Genomic DNA, 21,610 nt, shown 5'->3' with positions numbered 1-21,610 from the left:
GCGTGTACCCGGTTCGACCCTGACTCAGCCGTCCTGACCACCGGAATGTTGCCAGCGGTGCTCGCGCATCCCTCAGCGTCCCGTGAGAGGTGACTTCGACGACTGCCGATGCTCCACAACCCACGCAGCGACCTGCGCTCGCGACGTGAATCCGAGTTTGGTGAGTATGTGCTCGACATGCCCTTGAGCGGTGCGCGGTGAGATCACGAGGCGAGTGGCAATGGCCCTGTTGGTCAGGCCCTCGGCGATCAGTTCCGCAACCTGCCGTTCGCGTTTCGTCAGGAGAGCGGAGGCAGGAGAATTCGTCTTCGGGGTGTGCTCGCCGAGTGCGTAGGAGACAGCGGAGTCGAGATCCAACGCCTTGCCGTGCTGCCAGCACTCCTCGAAGACGCGGTTGGTGAGCAACCGGCGAGCGGCCTGTTCGCATTCTTCGTGATACACGAGCAGGTTGGGAACGGACACGGATGGAATTCCGGCAACGAGGCCGCGCGCTTCCGCGGCTCCCATCAACGTGCCGGCACGTTTCGGGTCACTGGTTCCGGCGATCCAGGCTAAGGCTTCGAAGCAATTTGCGCACCCGACCGGGTCCTCGACGCGTCGAGCAAGCCGCAATCCCTGCCCGAGCAAGTCGAGTGCGCGACTCTGCGCACCCAGCCGCCACTGCGCAACAGCCATCGCCCACACCGCGTACGACCGGTAAACGGATTCGCCCCGAGCTTCGGTAATCGTGAGAACTTCCTCATAGCATTCGACCGCCCGGTGGGGTTCGGCGTCGCGCAGCTGATACGCCAACCCCAGCAAAGTCAATGACTCGATTTGTAGCGCCAGGTCGTTCTCTGCCTCTCGGAACACTGACAGTGCCCGCTCCAAACCCGAAACCGCCCGCGCGAGATCACCACTGAACAACCCGACGAGGCTGTCCGTATAGTCCGCGATCGCATGACCTATCGGATCGGTGATCTGGTCGGCAAGGATGCGCGTCTGCTCGACAAGAGCAGCACCTCGCTGATGGTCACCCTGCTGTTCGGTCATGAGGCAGTCGGCGTACAGCGCTCTGATGGTGGCGATCGTCGGGGGTAGACCCTGGTGTGAGAGGAATCGGTCGAGCCAGCGCCGTGCCTCGCTGAGCAGGCCGCGTGACCCCCAGAGCTGCAACAAGGGTGTGGCGATCTGCAAACCTGCTTCGGCATCGCCCTCGGCGAGGCAGAAGTCCATCGCGTCCCTCAAATTCGGCTGCTCCCCGCCGAGCCGCGAGAGCCATTCGAGTTGCCGGGGACCTATGAACTCGGCCTCGGCGATCCGAGCCAGCCGTCGAAACCAATCTCGGTGACGCCGACGCAGATCGTGATAGTCGTCGTCTTCCTGTGCCTTCTCCCGGCCGTAGGCTCGCAGGGTCTCGAGCAGACGGAAGCGGACTGCGGCTGCGTTCTCTTCGCGGATCAGGATCGACTTGTCGACAAGGGATGCCACCGAGTCGAGCAGGGCCTCGGGCTGCACGTCTTCCCCGCACACGTATTCGGCGGCATCCAGATCGAAGCCGCCGGTGAATACCGACAGTCGTGCCCACGTCAGTTGTTCGAGCGGAGTGCACAGGTCGTAGCTCCAGTCGACGCACAACCGGAGCGTCTGCTGCCGCGACGGCGCGCCTCGGCTCCCGCGGGTCAGCAGCGCGTAGCGGTCGGAGAGCCTCTGCAGGATTTGTTCGGGGGACATCGCGCGCAACCGCGCCGCCGCCAGTTCGATGGGCAGCGGCAACCCGTCCAGCCGGTGACAGATCCGAGTCACCGCGGACTTGTTGGCATCTGTCAACGTGAATGTCGATACCGCGGTGGTGGCGCGTTCGGTGAACAGCGACACCGCGTCGTAGCGGGGCAGACCCTGCAGTGACGGCTCGCGGTCGGGGTCGGGAACGGTGAGCGGGGGGACGCGCAGCGTTGCCTCCCCTGCTATTGCAAGGGGTTCGCGGCTTGTCGCGAGGATCCGCATGTTCGGGTTCTGTTGCAGCAGTGCGGTGGCGAGGTCGGCCACGGCGTCGACCACTTGCTCGCAGTTGTCCAGTATCAGCAAGATGTCTCGCGTGGACAGGAAGTCCAGCAGAATCTCGCGTAACGACCGGTCGGTGTGATCTCGCAGGCCCAATGTGGTGGCCACGAGTTCGACGAGGAGCGGCGGGGTGTGGACCTCGTCGAGTTCCACGAGCCACACACCGTCGGCGAATTCTCGTTGGATGCTCGTTGCGACCCTGAGTGCAAGGCGCGTTTTCCCGACGCCGCCGATCCCGACCAGTGTCAACAGGCGCGACGACGCGAGCAGACTCTTCGCTTCGGTCACCTCGTGCCTGCGACCGACGAAACTGGACAATTCCAGGGGCAGGTTCCCCCTCGTCCGACGGGACGAGTTGGCCGGATTCCGGCTGTGCGAGAGAGCCTGTGGTTCCTGCGTGTCTGCGTCGTCTGGCGAATTCAGTGCCATGTCGTCGGCAATCAATCCCCGTCGACGCTGGACATCGCGCAGCTCCTCGCCGAAGGCGGCGGCAGAGAGTGGCCTGTCCTCAGGGCGCCCTGCCATTGCCCTCTCGATCACAGCGGCCAGATCGTCTGCAACACCGTGATCCCGCAAGTCGGGGACGGGTTCGGTTGTGATGCGGACGAATTGGGCAACCAGCTGTTCGCCGCTACGCCGTTCGAACGCGGCATGGCCGGTGACCGCGCAGAACACGGTGGCTCCGAGCCCATAGACGTCGGAGGCGGGGCTCGGGGAGGCGCCGCCGAGAACCTCGGGCGCAGTGAACGCAGGTGAACCCGTGACGATGCCCGTAGCAGTCTCGAACCCGCCGGAGATATGCGCGATACCGAAGTCCGAGAGCGCCGGCTCACCATAATCGGTCAGAAGAATGTTCGCGGGCTTGACGTCGCGGTGGAGGATGCCCTCGTTGTGGGCGGCCTGCAGCGCGCCGGCCAGCTTCACTCCGAGCCGCAGCACTTCGTCCACAGGCAATGGGCCGTGCCGCCGAATCCGTTCGTCCAGGGAGCCCTGCGGGTGGTACGGCATGACGATGAATGGTTGCCCGCCATCGGTGACCCCGACCTGGAGCACGGTGACGATGTTGGGGTGACCGGTGAGACGGCCCATTGCACGCTGTTCGCGGAAGAAGCGCTCCCGATTGTCCTCCGCCAGCTCGTTGGTGAGCACCTTCACCGCGACGGTCCGGTCAAGCGAGGTCTGCGCGCACCGGTACACGACACCGAAGCCGCCACGCCCGATCTCCCGGGCGTCGTCGAATCCGTCAGCACCGAGCTCCGAGGTGACCGAGGGAGTCACATCACGGTGGGTCTCGTACGGATCGACATCGGGCATCGTCCAGGTCGATTCATCCGGTCTGCGATACGTTCGACGAAATCCGCACGACTAGCCTCTCGGTGACGTGTTCCCAGGATATCGCTGTCGCCTCCAGCGAGGGAGCCATTGCTTCGTGCAGCAAAGGAAACGACAGATCGGCTCACCCGAACCCATGCACAGAGCTGTGTCGGTTCGTACGCTGTCCGTTCCCCGAGTCGGTGCGCCGGTCGGCACCGTCGGTGCACACTGAACTCAGCAACGTGGCCCGGATCGGTGCTCTTCCCGGAGCCACGGAGGCGGTGCAGGAGGACCGGATGTTCCACCGCGGCGAGCACGCCGTCACCGAAGCCCCCACGCTCGACGAGGGCCTGCTCGTCGAGCCCGTGGCCCGCCGCCGTCCGTGGGTCGAATTCTTCACGTCCACGCCCGGTCGGCTGTCCGTTCTCGGGATCGCACTCATCGCCGCGGTCATCGCCGCGGGCGCGATCACCTCGGCGGCGGTCGGTGCGCGGCAACAGCGGGTCGAGACACTGCGCACCCACACCGAACCCCTGGCAAACGCCGCCCAGGCCCTGTACAGCTCGCTGTCGATCGCCGATGCCGCCGCGACCACGTCCTTCGTCTCCGGTGGCGGTGCGATCGAGTCGACAACCGGGCCGGACCAGTTCACCCAGGCGATCGGCGACGCGTCGAACGCGCTGGTCACGGCGACCAATGGGGTGTCGTCGCAGGACGCCGAATCACTGGCGCTGCTGTCGGACGTCGTGCGCAACCTCGCCGAGTACTTCAATCTCGTCGCCACGGCTCAAGCGAACGATCGGGCCGGCAACCCGGTCGGGGTGGCGTATCTGGCCGATGCGTCCGCGATCATGCAGGGCACCATCCTCCCGTTGGCGGAGCGACTCTACGTCCACCAGGCCGAGGCGGTCGCCGAGACCCAGACGCACACGGCCCAACTGCCCGCGACCGCCTTCACGGTGACCGCGGCCGCCCTCGTCGCCCTCGTCCTCGCCCAGCTGTACCTCATCCGGAAGAGCAAGCGCCGGTTCAACCCCGGCCTCGCTGTCGCCACCCTCCTCATGGCCGGACTCCTGTTCTGGCTGATCGCCGGAAGCCTGGTGTCGACGTCGGCAAGCGAACACGCGAGAACCGAAGGAACGCAACCCATCAACACTGTTGCCCGCGCTCGCATCCTGGCGCAGCAGGCCCGCGCCGACGAAACCCTCGCCATTCTGCAACGCGGGTCCGACACCCAGTCGGAAATCGACTACGCGCGGCACTCCCAGGCGTTGTCCGACGAACTCACCCGGCAGCTGGACAGCTCGCATGGTCGCGCCGCCGAGCAACACCTCCGCGACGCCATGACGGCCCGTGAAGGCTGGCTGGCCGCGCACCGGGACATCGAGATCTCCCTCGAGCGCGGTGACTACCCGACCGCCGCGGCGATCGCCGCCGGATCCGGCGCCCGCACGTCGTCGGCGCAGTTCGCCGCCCTGGACGAGTCCCTCCGGGACGCGATCGACCGGCTCCGCGACGACGAGGCCAACGCCGTGACGGACGTCTATCGATCGATGTCGTCGCTGGCCGTCGGTAGCATGGTTATCGGCGTGTCCTGCGGATTCGCCGTCGGCGGGGGTATCTGGCCGCGACTGAACGAGTACCACTGATGACACAGGTGAGGCTTCCGAGACCGGGGACGAGACCGTGTGCCCGGCACCTCGTCGGCGTACTCGCCGTCGCCGTCCTCGCCGGTTGCGCCGCACCCGACCCTCTCACCCCGACCATCGCGGCCACGTACACCGCACGACCGATGACCGACGGCGCACAGATCATCCCGCCCACGGACAGTCCGCCGCCGAAGCCACCGCTCCCCGAGTCGTGTGGGGCGCTCGCGAGCCTGCGCCCCGGCCCGCAACCCCCACCCGGGCAGATGCCGACCGGTGGATCACTCGCCGAGATCGCGGGGCGGGGCCGGTTGATCGTCGGCGTCGACCAGAACACCAATCTGTTCAGCTTCCGAGACCCGACCACGGGCACCCTGCAGGGGTTCGACGTCGACGTGGCGAAGGAGATCGCCCGCGACATCTTCGGCGATCCGACGAAAGTCGAGTTCCGGCTCCTCACCACCGCCGGCCGGTTCTCCGCACTCGAGAACAACGACGTCGACGTCGTCGCACATGGATTCTCGATCACGTGCGAACGCGCCCAACGCGTCGGCTTCTCCACCGAATACTTCCGCGCCTTTCAACGTATTCTGGTCCCTCAGGGTTCCGACATCACCGGACCGGCGGACCTGGCCGGAAAACGGGTCTGCACCTTTCTCGACACCACCTCGCTCGGCACCGTCCAACGGGTCGCGCCGGACGCCACGATCATCGCGGTCCCCGACTGGGACGACTGCCTTGTCACCATGCAGAAACGGCAGGCCGACGCGACCAGCACCTCCGACTCGCTCCTCGCCGGGCTCGCCTCCCAGGACCCGAATTTTCAGATCGTGGGGCCACGGCTGGAGACAGAAGAGCACTGGGCCATCGGTGTCAACAAGTACAAGGAGGACCTGGTGCGGTTCGTCAACGGCACCCTCGACCGACTACGTGCAGACGGAACGTGGATGAGCATCTACGACCGGTGGATAGCGGCCCCGCTCGGACCCGTCGCGGGCCCGCCCCCGGCAACCTATCGCGATTGAGGGGGCATGAGAACGTCGGACCGTGGCGGCCACCCCGGCAGGTCAATCCTTCACAGCATCGGCTGGCGGGTCAGTGTGCCGCCGTCGACGGTGATGGTCTGCCCCGTGATGTAGCTAGCGTCGTCGGAGACGAGGAAGGCCACCACCGATGCGATCTCCTCCGGCAAACCGAGTCGGCGCATCGGTACGTACCGTGCGATGACCTCATCGGATAGGTCGGAGACCAACGGATCAACCATCGATGTTCGTATGCAGCCGGGCGCAACACAATTGACCCTGATGTTGTCATCGGCCCACTCGATGGCGCTGGTCTGCGTCAGAGATATCAGTCCGGCTTTCGAGGCGTTGTAGGGCGCGAAGTTGGCTTCGGCCGCCAGCCCGTTGACCGAGGCGATGTTGACGATCGATCCGCCGCCGGTGGACCGCATGGAACGCGCCGCCGCGGCAGAGGTGAGTGCCGCTCCACGCAAGTTGTTGTGCAAACTGGCGTCCCATCCCTCGGCCGTCATGTCAACCATGGCGATCGGCTCATAGACGCCGGCATTATTGACAAGATAATCGACCCCACCGAAGAGGTCGATGCACCGACCGACAATGCTGTCACCCACGTCCCGATCCGCCAGATCGGCTGCCATTCCGGCAACTTGACCGTTGTGCTGGTTCAACTCCGCGGCCACCGCCTCGACCTGGGCTTTATTGCGCGAGCAGATCAGCACCTGGCAGCCCCGCCGTGCAAATAACTCTGCGCAGGCGTAACCGATCCCCTTGGTACCGCCGGTGACGATAACGCGGCGGTCCACACCGGTTTCCGAGTTGTTCACAATTACTTCCTTTCCTCGCTTGGATGAATTCGGCGTCGGCCGGCCGCATCGTTCTCGTCGTGCACGTCGTGGACGGTCGGGGGACCCGTGGTCGCACGCATTTCGAACTCGAGGGCGAGCGCGTCGGCGCCCTGAGGCATCGCCGGAGCGGGAAGTCGCCACAGCATGGGAAGTTTGTCCTGGACCACGCGCCGATACGCATACAGCACGACCGAGAACAACAGAATGGCCACCGCGATCACAGACTCCCGGGCGCCGCCGTAGCCCAGCAGTTCGGGATTCAGAACACCGATCACGGTGATGAAGACGTTGAACGCCACCAGGACTGCCACGACAGGAATCCAGCCATTGCTCCGCCGAATCGGCCGCGGCCAGTTCGGTCGGTCCCTGCGCAGCAATATGAATGCCGACAGACCCAGGATGATCGACAGCAGGTAGCCGAGGTTGCTCGCCAGCAAGATACTCACCGGGTGGCCCACCAAGAGCATGACGGTCGCGTTGAGGAGCACGTCCAGGGTCAGGGACCGGCCAGGCACACCCCACCGGTTGACCCAGTCGAGTTGCTTGATGGTCATGCCTTCCTGCGCAAGCCCAAACAGCGCGCGGCCCCCGTCCGCAGTCGTGGAAATCATTCCCACCAGAAGCGAGAACGCGATCACGATCGTTCCGATCCACGAGGCGCCGCCGAACGCCTGGCCGAACGCCACGGCGACATAGTTCACCGGGTTGTCTCGGATCGTTTCCTCGCCGAGACCACCCGAAAGAGCAGTCGGGACGACGACGAACAACACGATCATGAACAACGAAATGCGCGACATGGCCCTGGAAGTGTCGCGGGCGGTGTCCTTGTACTCGGGTGCGAACGAAGCAACGATCTCCCCTGCATAGACTGCCCACGCGGTCACGTAGAACACGACAGCGACCGTTCGCCAGTCGCCGGCGACCGACCAGGACAAGTTGGCCGTCGACCAATCGATCGACGGGCTCACCAGGCACGCCACCGACACCACGGTCAAACCCACGACAACCAGCAGTCCGAGCACCTTGTTGACCGCGGCACCGAACTTCAAGCCGAAGTAGTTGAAGGCCCAGGCGAACAGCATGGCACCGAGAGCGAAGAGGTGCTCGAGCCCGAGGTGGTTGCCGAAGATGCCGAAGTCGAGAGTGTTGTCCTGGAACCAGGTCGCCTCGATCAATTCTCCGAACACGACCGCCGCCATCGAGATGGTCAGAGACCAACCAATCCAGTAGCCGAACGCGGCGATGGCTCCGAGCGGGGCGAAGTACTTCTTCCAGCCCTCGATGGCATAGCGCGCTACTCCCCCGGAGTCGCGCGGAAACATTGATGCCATCTCCGCGAAGACCCGGCACTGGAGATAGCTGATGACAGCCCCGGAGAACCAGACCGCGATTGCAACCCAGGCACCGACGACGCCGAGAAGGTAGCCGAATGTCACGAACAACCCGGTAGGTAGGGCAAGCCCGAGGGCAATGCCATCGCGCCAGGTCAGTGTCTTGGCGAGTACATGTTGGTCGATGCTGTCGCTCATCGTTGTGCTCCTTCGTAGCCCGGATTGCCGAGGGTCCTCGTGTTCATCGCGTCGGTGGTCAATCTCCGGCGAATGTGCCGCTGTGGCGACGGGCCGCGACGTACAGGACAGCGCTGATGACCGACAGAAGCGCGGTGTAGACGGGGAAGGCCCACAACAAGTTACGGCTCTGCAGCCAGACGATCAGATAGGACGCGGTGCCACCGAAGGCGGCGACGGCGACACCGTAGCCCAGCCCGGTGCCGGTCGCCCGGCAGTACTTGGGCATCAGCGACGTGGACACGACGTTGTAGAGCGTCATGTTCGCCGCCAGCAGTACTCCGCCGAGCAGCAGGACCACGGTGAAGGTGCGCAAGCCAGGGCCGGCGTACAGCAGCATCAGGAAGATGACGGGGACGACCGCGAGACGGGTGACCACGAATGCGCGGGACAGGCGCACCCGATCAGCGATCCGGCCGGTGACGATCGACCCGACCAGCATGATCACACCGAGCACGCTGGTGACGGCGAAGATCGTGGTCGGGTTCTCGCCGTAGGCGCCGCGGGCCACGCTGGGCAGGCCGACGTTCCACGCGTAGTTGTAGGCCTGCGCGGCGCCGACGACGAAGATGATCGCGGCCAGGCCGAGCCAATGCCGTCGGACGCCCTCCCACGTGCCCGACGTGTGTTCGGACTTCTCCTCCTCCGACAGCGTCTCGGGGAGAGCACGCCGCAGGTAGAGCACGAAGAAGCTCATCGCGGCGCCGACCAGCATCGGGACCCGCCAGCCCCACGTCGACATGGCGTCGCCCCCGATGACGTAGCTGGTCGCGAAGCTGACCAATGAGGCGAGCAGGATGCCGAAGTTCTGGAAGAAGCTGATGTAGCCGGCCGCCCGGCCTTCGTGTCCGGCCGGCATCAGCTCCACGGCGTACGCCGTGGACAGCGGCGCCTCGATACCGGTGGACAGGCCCTGTAGCAGCCGGCATGCCAGCAGCAGGATTCCGGCCCAGACGCCGATCGAGTCGTAGGACGGCAGCAGCGCGATGCTCAGGGTGGTGACCGCCATGATGCCGACCGACCAGAGCATCACCTGGCGACGGCCGACGCGGTCGGCGACGTTACCGAGCAGGACCCCGCCCAGCGGCCGGACGCAGAACCCGACCGCGAAGACGGCCAGCGCGTCGAGGGTGGACGACATCGGGTCCTGCGATGGAAAGAACTGCGGCCCGATGAACGCGGCGAGGAGACCGAAGACCATCCAGTCGTACCACTCGAGGGTGTTGCCGAGGCCGAGGCCGAGCATCGCCCTGCGGGTGGACGGCGGGGAGGCCGTCCCGCGTTGCGACGCGGCCACGGAGTTCGCCGTGGGGTCCTGGGTGTCGGTCATGACGAACTCTCCGAGGATGTAGGGAGGACCCGTTTCCGGGTGCACTCGGTGGTTCCCTGGGCGCCGGAGTTCCCGGCAGGGGATAGCAATCCCCCGTGTGGAGACGTGGGTTGCTCGCGGTCGGTTCCGGCCGGTGGGCGTGATCGTGGTGGCGAGGACGATCGATGGTGCGCGTCGTCGTCTTGTCGGATCAGAGTGACTGCGCGCCGTCGACGACCAACGTCACACCACGCATGAACTCGGCAGCCGGTGAGGCCAGGAAGCCGACAGCCTGTGCGATGTCGTGTGGCGCCGCCAGCCTGCCCGCCGGGATGCCGGATCGATAGGACGTCAGGTCGCCGACGACCTGTCGATCCTTCGGGACACCGAGCTCCTCCCACTGACGACGCTGCATCTCGGTGTCACAGGACCCCGGAGCGACAGCATTCACGCGGATTCCGTCAGCTGCGAGCTCGAGTGCGAGGCATTCGACCATCATCTTGGTGGCGGCCTTGGTGGCGCAGTAGGCGCCGAGGTCGAGGCGGGGCTTGTGCGCACAGTTCGAGGTGATCGCGATCAGCGACCCGCCCCCTTCGGCGCGCATAGGGGAGATGTGGGGACGGAACGTGTTGAGCACCCCCACGGTGTTGATCTGAAAGTGGTTGACGAGGTTGTCGACCGGGTCGCTCGCCAACCGACCGGATACACACCTGCCTGCATTTGCGACCACCGTGTCGGGTGGCCCTCCCAATGCATCTGTCAGTGCCGCAGCTGCAGCCTCCATAGCAGCGGAATCGCTCACGTCGCACTCGGCGAACGCTACCCGGCCCTTCAGCCGGGCAGTGGGTTCCTGCCGGTCGATTACGGCGACAGCAGCTCCATCTGACAGGAGTTTCTCGACGATGGCCTCGCCGATGCCTTGGCTGCCCCCGGTGACGATGCACCGCATCGGGTTACTGGTCATCATTGTCTTCCTTCCAAGCGTGGATGTATGCGTCGTGCACGGCGGCGGCCAGCTCGCCCGGCTGTGCCGCGTCGCCGATCTTGATGGTGCGAGCTCCCGGAATGCGGATCGGCTCCTTGCTCCGGGGGTTGCGCAGGTCGTAGAGCAATATGTGGTGGAGCCAGTCGCTCTTCATCAGCCGCTTCGGCAGGGGTACGCGGGACAGGACTCGGATGAGGATGCGGACGAGAGGACCGAGGTTGCCCACGTAGGTGGCGCCCCTGGCGTCGGCGACGACGTCGATGTCGGTACGCCATTCGGGCGGTGGTTCCCGCTCCCCCTCCGGGGCGATGTGAACGCCGGCGTCGACGGCCTCCTTCCACAGTCCGTCGAAGTAGCGGTGCATCCGCTGTCGATCAGGCCGGTAGCCGTTGAAGGTGGGCGCTGCCGCCGCCTTCCAGGTGCGGTCCCGTGCAATGACATACACCTCGTGTCCCGCTCGTGCCGATTCGACTGCGTAGGTCAGGCCGGCAGGCCCGGCACCGAACACGAGTCGACGCTGCGCAGCGGTTCCAGCGGCAGGCCGGTCGGTGGTCGTCACGGTGGGGTTCACCGCGCAGGCCAGCTGTTTACCCGAGCGCATGGTCCGCACACAGTGATTGCACGCCAAGCACTCTCGCACTTGCTGCTGTTGCTGCGTCTTGCGCGCCCAGTGGGGATCGGCGATCTGGCCGCGCCCCACGGCGACGAAGTCCGCCCACCCCTGTGCGAGCGCGTCCTCGGCCACGGCCGGGGTGTTCACCCGCCCGACCGCGATGACGGGCAGGCGCGTGCGCGCCTTGACCATCCGGGCCGCGTCGAGGAATACGCCGTCCTCGTACGGCATCGGCGGAATCATGATCTCGGGATCGACGGACTTGTAGTGCCCGCCGGTCACCGAGACGGCGGAGACGCCGGCGTCCTCCAGGTAGGGAAGGAACGCGAGCGAGTCGTCCACGGTTTGTCCGGCCGAGTAGTAGTCCTGACCGCTGAGGCGATAGCTCAGGGGAATTCCGACGGCGTCGACGATGCGGCGCACCAATGACGCGAGGAAGTCGTACCGGGCCGCGGCGTCCGGCAGCACCCGATTCTCGTCGGCGCTGATCAGCTGCGCCAGCAGGTACCCATGGGCGCCGTGAAGCTCGACCACGTCGAACCCTGCCTCCTCAGCCCGTCTTGCCGCGTCGACGTGATCGACCACGAGCTGCTCCAGCGAGTCCTCGTCGAAGAGCTCGGGAAAGTTCACGAAGCGGGCCGTCTCGAACACCGGCACCGGCCCCGCGGTCGCGGCAAGGGGGCGCCCACCGAGTTCCGTCGGGAGCGCCCGCGCTCCGCCGTGACCGAGTTGGATGCCGGCCCGGGCCCCTTGCTCGTGGATGGCTGCAACGAGGGAGCGCAACCCGGGTATGTACTCGTCCGAGTCGATGCCCAGCTCGCGCCCTCGGTGCCGACCGCGACGCTGCGGCGAGGCCATCTCCACGATTACGAGACCGCAGCCACCCCTGGCCCGCTCCTGGTAGTAGCTCACGAGCTCCGGCGTGACCTCTCCGGAGGGTGTGGCCAGCCGAGTGGTCATGCTGGGCAACACGACTCGGTTACGGATCTCGACGCCGCCGATCGCGCTCGGACTGAAGAGGTGGACGTAGGACATAGCCGTTACACGAGCCCAGCGCTGACGCAGGCAGCCTCGAGTGTGGCGAGCTCGGCGTCGTCGACCTCCACCAAGGGGCGCCGCACATATGTGGCGTCGCGCGGGATTCGACCCAGGATGCCCAGGGCCGCCTTCATCCGATTGTGCTGATCGAAGAAGGGATCGGCGTAGCAGGCAACGGCGAGGGGGTAGATGCGATCCCAGGCCTTCCGCGCACCGGTCAGGTCTCCCTCTTGCATTGCGGCAAGGAGTTCACTCTGCAGATCCGCGACGATACTGCCGTGACCACTCAGCACACCGTCGCTGCCCACCAGAAGGGATGCAAAGAGGGCGCGGCTGAAGCTGCTCAGGACCGAAACGTGGGGAGCGTCGGCCTTGATCGCCCGCCACGTGTCCTCGTACTCGACGATGTCGTAGGACCACTCCTTGATGGCCGCCACGGTCGGGATGGTCTGACAGATTTCCAGCGTGGTCTCGAGCGGCAGCGTGAGAGGGTTGCCGACCGGATACTTGAAGATGATCAGGGGCACGTCCACGGCTTCAGCGACCGCTTCATAGTGGGAGCGTTGGGATTCCGAGCGCCGCTGCGACCCTCCGGCGAAGACTCCCGAGGGGAACACCAAGAGCGCCTTCGCTCCGGACTCGACCGAACGTCGCGCCTCGGCAGCGGCCCGGGCGCTGCCGTCGTCGTAGACGCCGGCAACCACACCAATGGATTCCGGAACCACGGAGACGGCATGCTCGATCATCCGCTGCCGTTCCTCGGTGGTCAGGGTCGCGACCTCCGAGGCGTGGGCAGTGGTGGTGATCCACTCGACTCCCGGTATTGCCGCCAGCCACCGGAGGTGAGTGGTGAGTGCATCCCAGTGAATCGCTCCGCCCCTCGACATCGGAGTGAGGTGGGCTGGAATCAGACCACGCACTGACGAGACTGAGTCGCTCTGGACCATGATGTTCCCTTTCTGCTGCGGTTGGAAGAAAGGTAGGAACGAGCGCGGTTGCCGAACAAGGGACAGTCCTGCACGGCGATATGCATTCGTGCAGACATCGCAGGTCAGAGATGGGTTCCGGGTCCGCCACTTCGCGCGGCACTCATCTCGCGCCACCCGAGTGTGGCTGCGCACAGAATGTTCGTTCCGAACTGTGCACGAGCATATGTTGTCGGGTCGAATTAGTGATTAAGTTCATTGTCACTTGATCCAGCCGAGCAGATCACCTTCACCTATCGACGGTCCGCCGGTGCTGCGCACTCCGCATCCGACGATCCAGGTGCGGCCGACGATGCCCCTGAATGGCAGATCCCTCCCCCACGATGGAGACGACGACATGACCACCGCCCCACCGCCCGCACCCCTCCAGATGGACACTCCGGTCGCCATGGCCGACCTGGCAGATCAGACCTTCAAGCAGCTGATCGATGGGCAGCTCGTCGAGGGGGCATCGAGTCAGCCGGTCCTCGACCCGGCAACCGGTGAGGCCATTGCGACGGCACCGGTCGCGGATGAGAAGCAGGCCGACGAGGCATACCAGGCCGCGACCCGCGCCTTCGGAGAGTGGCAGAACACCACCGTGGAGGAGCGGTCACGAATCCTGCACCAGCTCGCGCAGCGCATCGAGGCGCGGCGGGAGGAGATCTCGCGGGTCATCACCTTGGAAACAGGCAAGCCGGCCGCCTCGGCCGACGGTGACGTCGACTCGGCCCTCATCTGGATGCGTCACATCGCCGACCTGCGCCTCGACCCCGAGGTGGTGCGTGACGACGAGGACTCGCGGATCGAGATCCACCGCAAGCCCATTGGCGTGGTGCTCGGGATCATCCCGTGGAACTTCCCCTTTTTCCAGACCATCTACAAGGTGGCGCCGGCATTGCTTGCGGGCAACACGATAGTGATCAAACCAGCACCGACCACGCCGCTCAACGCGATGTTGATCGGTGAGATGCTCCAGGATCTGGTTCCGGCGGGAGTGGTCAACGTGGTGGGCGACGGCGGCGATCTGGGCCCCTACCTGACCGCCCACAACGAGGTCGACAAGATCTCCTTCACCGGTTCGACCGCTGCGGGCCGCAAGGTGATGGCAAGCAGCGCCGAGACCCTCAAGCGCGTCGTCCTGGAGTTGGGCGGAAACGACGGAGCTGTCGTGCTCGACGACGCAGACGTACCGAAGGTCGCCAAAGGCATCTTCGAATGGGCCTTCTGGAACTCCGGCCAGGTCTGCATCAACATCAAGCGGATCTTCGTGCACGCTTCGCAATACGACGAGTTCTGCGAGGAGTTCGCCAGGCTTGCCACCGACGCCAAGGTCGGACACGGGCTCGACCCGGACACCGAATACGGTCCGGTGCAGAACCCCAAGCAGTTGGAGGCTGCCAAGACGGCGCTCGACATCGCAGCGCGTGACGGGAAGATCATCGCCGGCGGCCACGTGTTCGACACCCCCGGCTACTTCGTGCAGCTCACCGTCGTCCGCGACATCGACCACGCCAGTCCGCTCGTCTCCGAGGAGACGTTCGCGCCGGTCCGGGCCATCTTGAAGTACGACGACCTCGACGAGGTCATCGAGCGGGTCAATGGGACCGAATACGGTCTGGGCAATTCGGTGTGGGGCACCGACGTGGAGCGCGCCACTACTGTCGCGCAGCGCCTCGAGAGCGGAACCGTCTGGGTGAATACGCATTGCGCCGTTCTGCCCGACGTTCCCTTCGGCGGACGCAAGCAATCGGGTCTCGGCGTCGAGTTCGGCATGGAAGGGCTCCTGGAGTTCACCGACACCAGCGTCATTCACATCGTCAAGAACGGGGACTGAAGCTTTCGTGAAAAGAGGGAGCGAAAGAGGGAGCGCATATTCGAGGGCCGAGCGAGACAACCGGAGGACAGTAGTCCCCGATCCCGGGACTTGACTTCGTTCCGAAGGCGACCACATCGGTTTGTCACCGATAAACACATTCTTTCTATCAGTGGATGAGGACATGGGAAACAATCAGTCGTGTGATGTTGTGATCATTGGAGCCGGCTTCGCCGGCATTACCGCCTCTCGGGAACTCAGCCGCCGGGGGTACGACGTGGTGGTGCTGGAAGGCAGGGATCGTATCGGCGGCAGAACCTGGTACAAGGACGACGCCCTGCCGGGACACTCTCTGGAGTTGGGGGGCACGTGGGTCCATTGGTTCCAGCCACATGCGTTCGCGGAGATCTCTCGCTACAACCTCGAGCTCGTCGAAACAATTGGGGTGTCCGCGCCCGAGATCGCGGCCACGGTCACTGGCGGCCGGCGGAAGAGCGTTCCCTACGAGGAGGCCTCGTCGGCCATCGAGTCCCTCATGGAGATGGTCGTTCAGGACGCTCGGGAGGTACTCGAGCGACCTTTCGAGCCCTTCTTCCACAAGGATGCGTTAGAGGTGATCGACAAGTTGTCGATCCAGGATCGGATCGACGGACTCGACCTGACCCCCGAAGAGAAAGATCTGGCCAACGGCTTGTGGACAGCCATGGGCTCCGCGCCGTGCGGAGACGTCGGCCTCGTTGCCGCGCTGCGTTGGTATGCGCTCAGCGGCTTCGATATCAATGCAGTATTCGATACGGTCGGGCGCTACAAACTCAAGAACGGAACACGATCTCTGATCCAGGCCATAGCGGACGACTCCTCAGCCGAAATTCGGCTGAGCACTCCGGTTGCCGCGGTGGAACAATCGGATGACGGCGTGGTCGTGACCACTCGACAAGGGGATACCTTGCGGGCTCGGTATGTGGTCGTCGCGGCACCATTGAATACCTTCGGTGCCATTGACTTCAGTCCCCCACTGTCCGCCGCGAAACAAGCGGGGATTTCCGAGGGCCAGCCCGGCCGTGGTTCGAAAGCGTGGGTGCACGTTCGAGGGGACTTGCCCAAGCCGTTCTTCGCTGTTGCTCCGGAGAACCACTTGATCAACTATGTCGTGACCGACAAGGTCCTCGATGACGGTCAGTTGCTCATCGCATTCGGCCCCGAGGGAGCTGATTTGAACGCCGGCGACATCGACCAAGTCGGTGCGGAACTCCAAAAGCTGTTCGGGGATCTGGAAGTCGTCGCCACCACCGGACATGACTGGGCAAGTGACGAGTTCTCGCGCGGCACGTGGTGCATGTTCAGACCGGGCCAGACAACGAGGTTGCTCGCGGAGCTACAGAAGCCCGAGGGCAGGGTCTTCTTTGCCGGTTCGGATCTCGCCAATGGATGGAACGGGTTCATCGATGGCGCGATCGAATCCGGAATCCGGGCTGATCGAGAGATTCACGCGCGGATCTCTGGGAATCCCAGCTGACCCCGGTCACGGTCTGTACCACTTTCGCGCGACTCGGATGGACGCGCAGTCAGGGGTGAAGGCCTGGGCATGAAAGGGCCGGGACGCCGGCGGCGGCCTGCCGTCCCGGCCCTGCTGCCCATACAGGTCACCAGATGGTCCGATCCAGGCGATCGCATCGACCTATCAACCGGGGGACAATAAAACGAAGGACGAGACATGACCGAAGACAGCATGGACCATCGAAGACTCGCCAAGAAGCTCACCTGGCGCGATGGCATGGCCATGGCGCTGACCCTGCCAGTTGGGTTGTTCGTGACATTCGGCTACCTTCTCGGCGTCGTCGGCGCCTGGACCGCAATTACCGTCTGGTTCATCGGAGCGGTGATCAGCTTCCTGCAATGCCAGGTCTTCGCGGAGATGGCGGCGATGTTCCCCCGCGACTCCGGAGGAGTCGCACGCTATGCCATCGAGGGCTGGAAGAAGTACTTCGCCCCACTCGGAGCCATCGCCGCGTTCGGCTACTGGCTCGGTTGGTCACTGTCCATCTCCATGGCCTCGGTCGTCTTCGGAGAATTGATCGAGGCGACCTGGTTCCAGGACAACACCCTCGCCTTCGGCATCTTCGGCAACCACCTCGGGCTCGAGCACCTCTTCGCTCTCGGTGCCATGCTGTTCGCCTGGGCCTTCAACTACTTCGGCTTGAAGTTCGGCGCCACGGTCAACAAGGTGCTCGGACTGCTGGTTGTCGCAGGTCTAGCCGTCATAACGGTGGCGTGCCTGGTCAGCCCGTCGATCCATTGGTCGACGGCCAACTTGTCCTGGTCGGTCGCCGGCGACTGGCGAACAGTCGCTGTCGTGTTCTACGTGACCGCGTGGACGATCTACGCGGGCGAGATCGTTGCTTCGTTCGCACCCGAATACAAGGACACCGCCCGCGATACGTCGAAGGCCATGTCGCGCATTTCGCTGTTCATGATCGTGCTGTTCGTCGTCGTCCCGACCGCCCTCGCGGGTGGTCTCGGAGAAGGCGTGGTCCGAGACAACCCGGTGAACTATGTCGCCGTGGCATTCGAGCAGGCGTTCGGCGGCGCGGCCTGGATCGGAACGATCGTGATCGCGTCGGCCCTGCTGATCTCTATCATCTCCACGACCGCCGACGGGGGCCGCGCGCTGTTCGGGCTTGCGCAGGAAGGCATGACCATCAAGCAACTCGACTGGGTCAACCGGTGGGGTGTGCCTGGCCGGTCCCTGACCCTGGACGTGCTCCTCAACGCGACCGTCATGGTCCTGGTGGGCCACCCGGTGAGCATCTTGCTGGCGAGCAACCTCGGCTACCTGCTGTCGATCATCCTGGGACTGTCGGCTTTCATATTGCTGCGCAGGGACCGACCCAACTGGCCGCGGCCGATCAGACGACACCGCGCGTGGATTCCCGTCGTGGCAGTCCTGGTGGCGTTCAACGTCTTCATCACCGCGATCGGTGTCCTGAATCCCGAACTGCTGGGCTACGGCGGCGCCCGGGAGTCTGTGATCGCGGTGGCCGTCCTGCTGTTCTCGGTCGTGCTGTATGCGTATCGGCGCGTGGTCCAGGACAAACTTCCCATGCTGTGGCGACTTCCCGCTCCGGCGATGCCCCAGGGCGCCGACGCCATCGCCCTCGAGCACGAGATGCGGCAGATGCATTCCTCTCCCACCCACTCGACGAACCGTGACTCGACGACGCCGAGTGAACTCGAGAAGGAACCTCTGTGAGGACCCTGCGAGGACGATGACCGGCAGGTTGCGCCGACAGTCGGGGACGCATCGAAGTGAGAGCAGAATGAGGGACCGGTTGAGAGTGGATGCGGAAGACGTGAAGTACTTCCACGTCGTGGCCGAAGCCAAGACTCTGGTCCGCGCCGGCCAGGAACTGGGGGTCGACTACACAACCGTCAGCCGCCGGATAAGTCGACTGGAGAAAGCGCTCGGCACTCGACTCTTCAGCCGAAGTGGGACTGGGTGGAAGCTGACACCCACGGGCGAAGGTCTCCTGCCGGCAGCACGCATGGTCTCCCTCGGTGTCGATGTGTTCGCGGACGGCGACCCGATCGTCTCGGGCCCGGAGGAATGGACCATTCTCGCCCCGGACGGATTCGCGGCGACAGTCCTGGCGCCGCGCTGCGGTCGCCTGATCGCCGAGAGCGGGGTCGTCCTGCGTATCGTGACCGCGGATTCCCTCGCGAGCCGTGACGGAGTGTCCTACGACGCGGCGGTGGTCCGCACCAAACCCACGTCTTCCCGGGTCAGGATTCAGGAACTCGTCACCTACGAGATCGGGCTCTACGCTACCGAGGACTACCTGCGCGAACACGCCGAGATCAGACGGATCGAGGACCTGCAACAGCACGTCCTGTGCTGGTACGCAGAGGACCCCCTCGCAGCCGTGCCCGACTTTGTGGCTCTCAGGCCGATGCTGCCCAACATCATCCGATTACAGTCCAACAACCTCCTGGTACACGAGGAAGCCGCCCTGGCCGGGGTGGGGATTGCCGTCATGCCCTCCTACATCGCACAGAGGCGCCCGTCCCTGGTCCGGGTCCTCCCCGAGGAGGTCACGTACACAGGGCACTACTGGACGGTCCTGCCTGCCGCCCAGCTGCGCTGGGAAATCACTCGGAAGGTCCTGCGATTCCTGCGCGAGGCCGTCCTCGACGCGGGTCTCGCCAACTCGGAAATGGAGCCGCGTTGAACGAGCGAGAAGTCGGCATGCCCGTGCCCGGCGGAGGCCGCGCTTGCCCGCATTCTTCGCGGACAACGCCTCCGGTGGTATCGGCGGCACTCTGAATTCAACCGCAGCGGCGATCGTGTCGACGTCGAGTAGCCCGCACTTTTCCGCGTTCGGCTCCGCGGTTCGTGGAGGAATCGTCCACCGATTCCGCGCCGACATCGACTGGCGTGGCCCACGTCGCCCGTGCGTAGGATGCACGCTATGACGTCGGCCGACCCTGACCTCGCCGACCATCGGGTCCTGGCCGACGCGCTGACCGCCGAGCGGCCGCTGTATGCGCTGGTGACCGCGCTTCACGGGCTCTCGGCCGCACCGGTGGCCGTGATCGATCTCCGCGGCGGAGTGTTGGTCAGCGTGCCTGCGCGGTCGGAGTGGTCGGCGGAGGAACTGGTTGCCGCCTCTCCCCAGTCCGGGGAGCTGGTGGCCGGTTGCATGCTCCGGCCGGTGGAGCTGGAAGGCGAGCCGGTCGCGGTGCTGTGCGCACGGGGACAGGACATCCCACCGGCGCTGCTCGCGTTCGCCGCGACGCTGGCCGGCATCGAGCTGTCCCGCCGGCACGCCGTCTTGAGCGGGCGACGGGAGCTGCTCGGCCAGGTACTGGAGGACGTCATCGCCGGTCAGTCCAGTGAACAGGAGGCCGCGCGGCGGCTCGGCGAGCACGGCTTGGACGCCGGCAGGGCACACGAGGTAGTCGTCGGGTCCGTGGCTTGTCCGCCTCGACGGCTCCGCTCCTACCCGTGGAACTTGCACACCCTGCTGAGCCAGCAGCACGACCCGCACCTACGTGCCATCGTGCACGACCGCGTCGTCCTGGTCGTCCCGGAAGGGGCTGGACTGTTCGTGGCCAAACTGTGCCATGAGCACCTCACCAGCCTGGGACCGGACGCCCGCGTGGGGGTGAGCAAGGCGCGCGTCGGGGTCCGCGGTCTTCGGCTGGGCTATTTCGAGGCGCGCAACGCCCTGGCCGAGGGCCACGGTGTGCACGTGCACCGGATCCAGGACCTCGCCACGGCGCTGCTGATCGCCAGTATCGAGGCCGGGATGCCACTGGGCGATCTAGCGGCCGAGGCACTGGCGCCACTCCTCGAATACGACCGGAAGAACGGCACCTCGCTCGTGACCACGCTCCGCCGCTACCTGGCCGAGGACTGCGCACCGGCCGCGACTGCGACGGCACTATTCGTGCACCGCAACACCTTACGCAACCGGCTGAAACTGATCGAGGAGCTCACCGGCCGCGATATCGATTCGCCGAGCAGCCGCACACACTTCTGGCTCGCCACGACCGGCTGGGAACTCGGCTCCGCCGCCGACCTGTCGTCACTACTCGACGGGCGGGGCCCAGAATGACCGGAAACGCCCAGATCGCCCTCGACACCGTCCTCTTCGTGGGCGGTGACACACCGGCCAGTCGCGCCTTCTACACCCTCGCCATGAACCACGAACCGGCGGGAGACAGCCCCGGACAACGCATCTCGTTCGTGCCGGCCGACGACGTTCCCGCGCCACCGTCCGGATGCTGGGTGCCCTGCTTCAGCACCACCGACCCGGCCGGTGCCGGCCGCCGGGCACTCGACCTCGGCGCCCGCCCGGCCGGCACCGTGCCCGTCGACGGTCGGCACCAGCCCGTGTACTCCGCACCCGACGGGGCACTGTTCGCCCTGACAGACCCGACCGGGCCCCGACCGTCGAGTCAGCAACTGGGGGACGTGGCCTTCGTCGATCTGTACACACCGCTCGCCGAAGAAGCCGCAACCTATTACGCCCAGGCCCTGTCCTGCCAGGTGATCGACGAGCCGGCGCCCGGCCCGGGCAACTACCGCCTCCTGGTGTTCGCAGACCGTCCAGGCGCCGGCGTAGTGGACATGCTCGACGTCCTGCCGTCTGCCGTTGCGCCGCACTGGATCCCCTTCCTGCGAGTCCTGGACCTGGAAGCGGAGGTCGCCCGCCTGAGCGACCTCGGCGCGCGGGTCCGGGTACCGGCCACCGAATCGGAAATGGGTCCCTTCGCCATCCTCGCCGACCCGTACGGGGTGGCGTTCGGAATCCAGACGCCGGCCTCCGACGATCTCCTCAGACGGTACGTATCCAGCACCCATTGACTGTGGTCACGCACAGGCAGCGTTAGTCAAACTGTGCACACGCATATGTTGGCGGGCTGAATTAGTGATTAAGTTCATT

At 65.3% G+C, this 21,610-nt stretch carries 15 protein-coding genes; 8 read left to right on the top strand and 7 right to left on the bottom strand.

What is annotated here, in order from left to right:
- Positions 1-72: 72 nt before the first annotated feature.
- Positions 73-3,357, bottom strand: coding sequence for a protein kinase domain-containing protein (locus DTA22_RS26170; RefSeq protein WP_112301420.1), 3,285 nt, complete (start codon positions 3,355-3,357; stop codon positions 73-75).
- 200 nt (positions 3,358-3,557) lie between these two features.
- Between DTA22_RS26170 and DTA22_RS26165 the strand changes: the two genes are divergently transcribed.
- Both DTA22_RS26165 and DTA22_RS26160 read left to right on the top strand, forming a co-directional pair.
- Positions 3,558-5,006, top strand: a complete 1,449-nt coding sequence (locus DTA22_RS26165; protein ID WP_037238176.1) for a hypothetical protein — start codon at positions 3,558-3,560, stop codon at positions 5,004-5,006.
- Complete coding sequence (locus DTA22_RS26160; RefSeq protein ID WP_112301419.1) at positions 5,006-6,028, top strand: glutamate ABC transporter substrate-binding protein; 1,023 nt, start codon at positions 5,006-5,008, stop codon at positions 6,026-6,028. Before DTA22_RS26165 ends, DTA22_RS26160 begins: the two co-directional genes overlap by 1 nt.
- Before the next feature lie 50 nt (positions 6,029-6,078).
- Here DTA22_RS26160 and DTA22_RS26155 read toward each other — a convergent pair whose 3' ends face one another.
- The 6 genes from DTA22_RS26155 to DTA22_RS26130 all read right to left on the bottom strand — a co-directional run bounded on the left by DTA22_RS26155 (position 6,079) and on the right by DTA22_RS26130 (position 13,330).
- Positions 6,079-6,849, bottom strand: coding sequence for an SDR family NAD(P)-dependent oxidoreductase (locus tag DTA22_RS26155; protein ID WP_160118535.1), 771 nt, complete (start codon positions 6,847-6,849; stop codon positions 6,079-6,081).
- A gap of 2 nt (positions 6,850-6,851) precedes the next feature.
- A complete protein-coding gene (locus tag DTA22_RS26150; protein ID WP_245973400.1) occupies positions 6,852-8,399 on the bottom strand; it encodes an APC family permease in 1,548 nt (515 codons plus the stop codon).
- A gap of 58 nt (positions 8,400-8,457) precedes the next feature.
- The gene (locus DTA22_RS26145) at positions 8,458-9,768 is read right to left on the bottom strand and encodes an MFS transporter (protein WP_112301706.1); all 1,311 of its coding nucleotides are present in this window, start codon (positions 9,766-9,768) and stop codon (positions 8,458-8,460) included.
- 190 nt (positions 9,769-9,958) lie between these two features.
- Complete coding sequence (locus tag DTA22_RS26140) at positions 9,959-10,711, bottom strand: SDR family oxidoreductase (protein WP_158461277.1); 753 nt, start codon at positions 10,709-10,711, stop codon at positions 9,959-9,961.
- Positions 10,701-12,380, bottom strand: coding sequence for an NADH:flavin oxidoreductase (locus DTA22_RS26135; protein WP_112301417.1), 1,680 nt, complete (start codon positions 12,378-12,380; stop codon positions 10,701-10,703). Before DTA22_RS26135 ends, DTA22_RS26140 begins: the two co-directional genes overlap by 11 nt.
- 5 nt (positions 12,381-12,385) lie before the next feature.
- Complete coding sequence (locus tag DTA22_RS26130) at positions 12,386-13,330, bottom strand: dihydrodipicolinate synthase family protein (protein ID WP_037238171.1); 945 nt, start codon at positions 13,328-13,330, stop codon at positions 12,386-12,388.
- A gap of 376 nt (positions 13,331-13,706) precedes the next feature.
- Between DTA22_RS26130 and DTA22_RS26125 the strand changes: the two genes are divergently transcribed.
- The 6 genes from DTA22_RS26125 (at position 13,707) to DTA22_RS26100 (ending at position 21,531) form a co-directional block, all read left to right on the top strand.
- On the top strand, positions 13,707-15,185 hold the full coding sequence (locus tag DTA22_RS26125; protein ID WP_112301705.1) for an aldehyde dehydrogenase family protein: 1,479 nt from the start codon (positions 13,707-13,709) through the stop codon (positions 15,183-15,185).
- Between the two features lie 163 nt (positions 15,186-15,348).
- Complete coding sequence (locus tag DTA22_RS26120) at positions 15,349-16,680, top strand: flavin monoamine oxidase family protein (protein ID WP_037238225.1); 1,332 nt, start codon at positions 15,349-15,351, stop codon at positions 16,678-16,680.
- A gap of 198 nt (positions 16,681-16,878) precedes the next feature.
- Entirely contained in the window at positions 16,879-18,414 is a 1,536-nt protein-coding gene (locus DTA22_RS26115; protein WP_112301416.1) for an APC family permease, read from the top strand.
- Between the two features lie 85 nt (positions 18,415-18,499).
- The gene (locus DTA22_RS26110) at positions 18,500-19,390 is read left to right on the top strand and encodes a LysR family transcriptional regulator (protein ID WP_160118534.1); all 891 of its coding nucleotides are present in this window, start codon (positions 18,500-18,502) and stop codon (positions 19,388-19,390) included.
- Between the two features lie 240 nt (positions 19,391-19,630).
- On the top strand, positions 19,631-20,779 hold the full coding sequence (locus DTA22_RS26105; protein ID WP_052033497.1) for a PucR family transcriptional regulator: 1,149 nt from the start codon (positions 19,631-19,633) through the stop codon (positions 20,777-20,779).
- A complete protein-coding gene (locus DTA22_RS26100) occupies positions 20,776-21,531 on the top strand; it encodes a VOC family protein (RefSeq protein ID WP_112301414.1) in 756 nt (251 codons plus the stop codon). The genes DTA22_RS26105 and DTA22_RS26100 overlap by 4 nt, the downstream gene beginning before the upstream one ends.
- The last annotated feature ends 79 nt before the right edge of the window (positions 21,532-21,610 follow it).

Source organism: Rhodococcus wratislaviensis, assembly GCF_900455735.1.
Lineage (GTDB): Bacteria > Actinomycetota > Actinomycetes > Mycobacteriales > Mycobacteriaceae > Rhodococcus_F > Rhodococcus_F wratislaviensis.
This window is presented reverse-complemented; position numbering and strand designations above follow the sequence as displayed.

Bases quoted from the DNA above. Each gene is read 5' to 3' on its own strand.
- DTA22_RS26170 (WP_112301420.1), bottom strand. From the start codon at position 3,357: ATGCCCGATGTCGATCCGTACGAGACCCACCGTGATGTGACTCCCTCG.
- DTA22_RS26160 (WP_112301419.1), top strand. From the start codon at position 5,006: ATGACACAGGTGAGGCTTCCGAGACCGGGGACGAGACCGTGTGCCCGG.
- DTA22_RS26150 (WP_245973400.1), bottom strand. From the start codon at position 8,399: ATGAGCGACAGCATCGACCAACATGTACTCGCCAAGACACTGACCTGG.
- DTA22_RS26145 (WP_112301706.1), bottom strand. From the start codon at position 9,768: ATGACCGACACCCAGGACCCCACGGCGAACTCCGTGGCCGCGTCGCAA.
- DTA22_RS26140 (WP_158461277.1), bottom strand. From the start codon at position 10,711: ATGACCAGTAACCCGATGCGGTGCATCGTCACCGGGGGCAGCCAAGGC.
- DTA22_RS26135 (WP_112301417.1), bottom strand. From the start codon at position 12,380: ATGTCCTACGTCCACCTCTTCAGTCCGAGCGCGATCGGCGGCGTCGAG.
- DTA22_RS26130 (WP_037238171.1), bottom strand. From the start codon at position 13,330: ATGGTCCAGAGCGACTCAGTCTCGTCAGTGCGTGGTCTGATTCCAGCC.
- DTA22_RS26125 (WP_112301705.1), top strand. From the start codon at position 13,707: ATGACCACCGCCCCACCGCCCGCACCCCTCCAGATGGACACTCCGGTC.
- DTA22_RS26120 (WP_037238225.1), top strand. From the start codon at position 15,349: ATGGGAAACAATCAGTCGTGTGATGTTGTGATCATTGGAGCCGGCTTC.
- DTA22_RS26115 (WP_112301416.1), top strand. From the start codon at position 16,879: ATGACCGAAGACAGCATGGACCATCGAAGACTCGCCAAGAAGCTCACC.
- DTA22_RS26105 (WP_052033497.1), top strand. From the start codon at position 19,631: ATGACGTCGGCCGACCCTGACCTCGCCGACCATCGGGTCCTGGCCGAC.
- DTA22_RS26100 (WP_112301414.1), top strand. From the start codon at position 20,776: ATGACCGGAAACGCCCAGATCGCCCTCGACACCGTCCTCTTCGTGGGC.